A 996-nucleotide genomic window follows, 5' to 3' on the forward strand; every position below is an offset into this window, starting at 1 on the left:
TATAAATTGAAAAGTTCAGTTTTTAATGAAGCGTTGTCAAACAAGTTTATCAGTAAGGAGCAAAAAATTAGCGCATTGAAGTCCTGCTATGAATTTGAACCTGCTTGTGTCTCAAGTTGCATGTAACGCCCCGGGCTTGGCGATGTGGCGGAATTTGAAAAACCGTCAGCCGGGAACGATTGCTGAATAAATATACAAAAGTTTAAAATACAACGAACAGCCCGATAGAACGTCGCCTGCCCAAACTACAGCTGATAGATAACTACAGCCGAACTACTGCGTTACAGTCCGCCGACATAGTGCCCAAGCCCATGTTGTAGGCAGCCAAAGTCGCACTAAACAAACAGAAAGTTTAAAACAATTAAAGATTGATGTATCTGAAGGTCGTGTCTGGGTGCAAATAAGAAATGTTGGTGTCGCTTTTGACAAAGCAAACTTTATTCGTCTGATTGAGCAAAGTGAAAGCTACCAATTCGCAACGTCTTTAAGGGAACAGTAGCTTTAATTTTTGAAGTATTTGCTCTTGGATTACAGTCGGCACTTGGTGGTGAAAAGCATAACCGATGTCTGGCGGCGAAGATTTATAGCCGATAGCCATAAATGTTTTGTCTCTATAAATGTCTTTTTCAAATTCGTCAGGATATGTGTCAGCAAGTTCGGTTAGAAACTGGTCAAACTGCCGCCACTTGTCTTTGTCTTGATTGAAAGAATGTTCGTAGTCAAAAGTCATGTCGTGTAATGTTATACTTGATAAATATGAAGTTTCAACCGATAAATACTTTGTCAACTAAAAGCAAGTGTCTACCAGTTAGAGGCGTTGTCCTTTGTCTGCCAAAACTGGAAACGGATTTTGTTTATTGGTTGCCTACAACGGACAGGTATTGCTGTCAGGTGGGGAATTGATGATTGTCCAGCTTGGAACAAAAGCCGATTGAAAAACTAAAGTACAAGATAAAATTCAAAAGCCAAATTGGAAAACGTCCAGCCTGGACTGAA

Annotated in this window: 1 protein-coding gene; it reads right to left on the reverse strand. The window is 40.2% G+C overall.

What is annotated here, in order from left to right; genetic code table 11:
• Positions 1-484: 484 nt before the first annotated feature.
• A complete protein-coding gene (locus A0F92_RS00100) occupies positions 485-730 on the reverse strand; it encodes a hypothetical protein (RefSeq protein WP_068240381.1) in 246 nt (81 codons plus the stop codon).
• Between the last annotated feature and the right edge of the window lie 266 nt (positions 731-996).

Source organism: Hydrotalea flava (assembly GCF_001623405.1).
GTDB classification, from domain to species: domain Bacteria; phylum Bacteroidota; class Bacteroidia; order Chitinophagales; family Chitinophagaceae; genus Hydrotalea; species Hydrotalea flava.